The organism is Rhizorhabdus sp. (genome assembly GCF_018006725.1).
Taxonomy (GTDB): Bacteria; Pseudomonadota; Alphaproteobacteria; order Sphingomonadales; family Sphingomonadaceae; genus Rhizorhabdus.
The window spans coordinates 1-2,700 of the sequence record NZ_JAGMXV010000447.1 but is presented as its reverse complement, the minus strand read 5'-3'; the positions used below and the strand labels follow the sequence as shown (position 1 = coordinate 2,700).

Annotated in this window: 3 protein-coding genes; 2 read left to right on the top strand and 1 reads right to left on the bottom strand. The window is 62.0% G+C overall.

Annotated elements, in window-relative coordinates; translation table 11 throughout:
- Positions 1–158, bottom strand: a 158-nt coding sequence (locus KAY22_RS27615) for a lysozyme (protein ID WP_296626241.1), incomplete at its 3' end; no start/stop codon positions are given.
- A 129-nt stretch (positions 159–287) separates the two neighbouring features.
- Here KAY22_RS27615 and KAY22_RS27610 point away from each other — a divergent pair.
- Both KAY22_RS27610 and KAY22_RS27605 read left to right on the top strand, forming a co-directional pair.
- A complete protein-coding gene (locus tag KAY22_RS27610) occupies positions 288–1,202 on the top strand; it encodes a site-specific integrase (protein WP_296626240.1) in 915 nt (304 codons plus the stop codon).
- Positions 1,203–1,206: 4 nt separating this feature from the next.
- Positions 1,207–2,400 (top strand): IS91 family transposase, encoded by a 1,194-nt coding sequence (locus KAY22_RS27605; protein WP_296626239.1) that lies wholly within the window; start codon positions 1,207–1,209, stop codon positions 2,398–2,400.
- The last annotated feature ends 300 nt before the right edge of the window (positions 2,401–2,700 follow it).

Below are 2,700 nucleotides of genomic sequence, written 5' to 3'. Positions count from 1 at the left end.
GCGGCACGGCGCTTCACAAGGCCAGCCAGCACTTTGCCGCCCGCCTTGTTCCAGACGAGGAATTGCTCAGCAGCACCGGCAAAATCCCCCGCATTCAGCTTTCTGAGCAGCGTAGAGCCTCTGAGAGCGCCAACGCCTACATTGTAGGCAAAGGACACTTGTACGAACCCGCTGCGCGGGAGGGGCGCTTGGCGCTAGGTCTCTCATCGCTCTGGTGCAGCACCATGATTGAGCCCTGCTTCGGGTAGGCAGACCATCGCGACTCCTTTCAACCAAGGAGTCGAACGATGATCGAGATTATTTCCGACCTTCCAGTCAGTTCGTTGCGTCAGCGCATGATCGATGAGATGAACATGCGCCGGTTCGCGCGTAAGACCCAGATCGACTATGTCCGCCACGTAGAGCGCTTTGCCTATTATCTCGGACGCCCTCCCGACACCGCGACACCAGAGGAAGTGCGTCAGTTCCAGATTGATCAGCAAAATGCGGGTGTCGGTGTGCCGACGATGAACAGCATTGTATCGGCACTGCGCTTCTTCTTCACACGCACAATCGATCGACCCGATCTCTCCCGCAGACTTTATTTCGTTAAGCACCCTCGATCGTTGCCCACGGTCCTCAGTCCTGACGAGGTCGCGCGTCTGCTTGGTGCGACCACTTCTCTGAAGCATCAAGCGGCATTATCGGTGGCCTATGGCGCAGGCCTGCGTGTGGCTGAGGTGGCGATGCTCAAGGTGCGCGATATCGACAGCGAGCGTATGCTGCTCCGCGTCGAACGGGGCAAAGGCGGACGGTATCGCAATGCGATCCTCCCAGCTGATCTGCTCATTCTGTTGCGCGAGTGGTGGAAGGTCGGGCGGCAGCAGGGCGTCATGCATGCCGATGGCTGGCTGTTTCCGGGACAGCATTATCTCAAGCCGATCAGCACGCGCCATCTGTATCGGATCGTGGCGGAGGCGGCGCACGCGGCCGGGATCGCGAAGAAGGTCGGCCCCCATACCTTAAGACACAGCTTTGCGACCCACCTGTTGGAGGATGGTGTGAGCATCCGGGTAATCCAGGCGCTGCTGGGGCACGAGAAGCTGGAGACGACGGCCTTTTACACCAAAGTTGCGACCCGAACTGCGCGCGCTGTCATCAGTCCACTCGACAAGCTGGCCTTGCTCCCAGGACCCCAACCACAGGCGGCGCCAGACGGCTGAGCCGTTGCGCACCTCACTGGAGGTCGCCGATATCTTCCGTGCCGCCGGGCCGGCCTATCGAGCCGCCCATGCCGGCCATCTGAGCCTCACCCAGCTTAAGGTGATGACGGCGATCGAGAACTGCCGCACGTCAGCCCTTGGCGGCCACGTCGAGGCCTGCGAGGACTGCGGGCATTGGCGGATCGCTTACAACAGTTGCCGCAACCGGCATTGCCCCAAGTGCCAGGGTGCGGCGGCGCGCACCTGGCTGGCGGAACGCGAGGCCGATCTGTTGCCGGTGGGATACTTCCACGTCGTCTTCACGCTGCCGGCGCAGATCGCCGAGATTGCCTTTCACAACAAGGCGGTGGTCTACGACCTGCTGTTCAAGGCAGCGTCGGAGACCATGCTGACGATCGCGGCCGATCCCAGGCATCTGGGCGCCAGGATCGGCATCACCGCCGTGCTCCACACTTGGGGCTCGGCGCTTACGCACCATCCCCACGTCCATATGGTGGTGCCAGGTGGCGGCATCGCACTCGACGGAACGCGCTGGATATCTACGCGGCCCGCCTTCCTCTTGCCGGTGCGTGCCCTGGGAAAGCTGTTCCGCCGTCTGTTCCTGACCCGGCTGATCCAGCTTTACGACGCCGGTAAGCTGGCTTTCTTCGGATCGCTCGCATCACTCACCAGACGGCGCGTCTTCCTGCGTCATCTGGCACCGGTCCGAAAGACGCGTTGGGTAGTTTATGCAAAGGCGCCCTTTGCGGGCCCTGAAGCGGTGCTCGCCTACCTGTCCCGCTATACCCACCGGATCGCCATCTCCAACCGACGACTTGTCTCCTTCGACAAGGCCGGCGTCACGCTCCGTTACAAAGATTACCGCCGCGATGGACCCGAACGCCAATGCGTCATGACCCTCAGCACCGGCGAGTTCATCCGGCGGTTCCTGGCCCATGTCCTGCCTCGTGGCTTCCACCGTATCCGGCACTATGGTCTGCTGGCCAGTTCATCGCGCAAAGCCAATCTCGCGCGTGCTCGTGACTTGCTCGAGGTCGCCGCGCCGCCCAACGATGCTGTACTCGAAGAGCCTGTCGATCTGCGACCACCGTGCCCTTGCTGCGGCGGGCATATGAACATCATCAAGACCTTCGAACGCTGGCGACAACCGCGGGCACCGCCAAACACCCCGATCCGTCACCCGGAGTTCGCGCCATGATCCGGCATGGCCAGGCATATATGCATCCTGCCCACGCACCGTGGCGGGAAGCGCTGACGCTCGCGCCTTGCATGACCGATGCCATACCGCATGACGAAAACGATGCGCACTGCCACCGATTAAACCGTCTGAACCGGGCGAAAGGCAGTCCGCCTGGGCCGCACGGATCATACCAAGCCAGCAATAGCGCCAGTACGCCTAACGGCTCCGATCTGAAATCCCCATAGCTCAGCGCGTGCGGCACCGCGGGTCGTACATGTAAGACTTTCGTACGCCTGCCGGCGCCCGAAACCCTTCGAC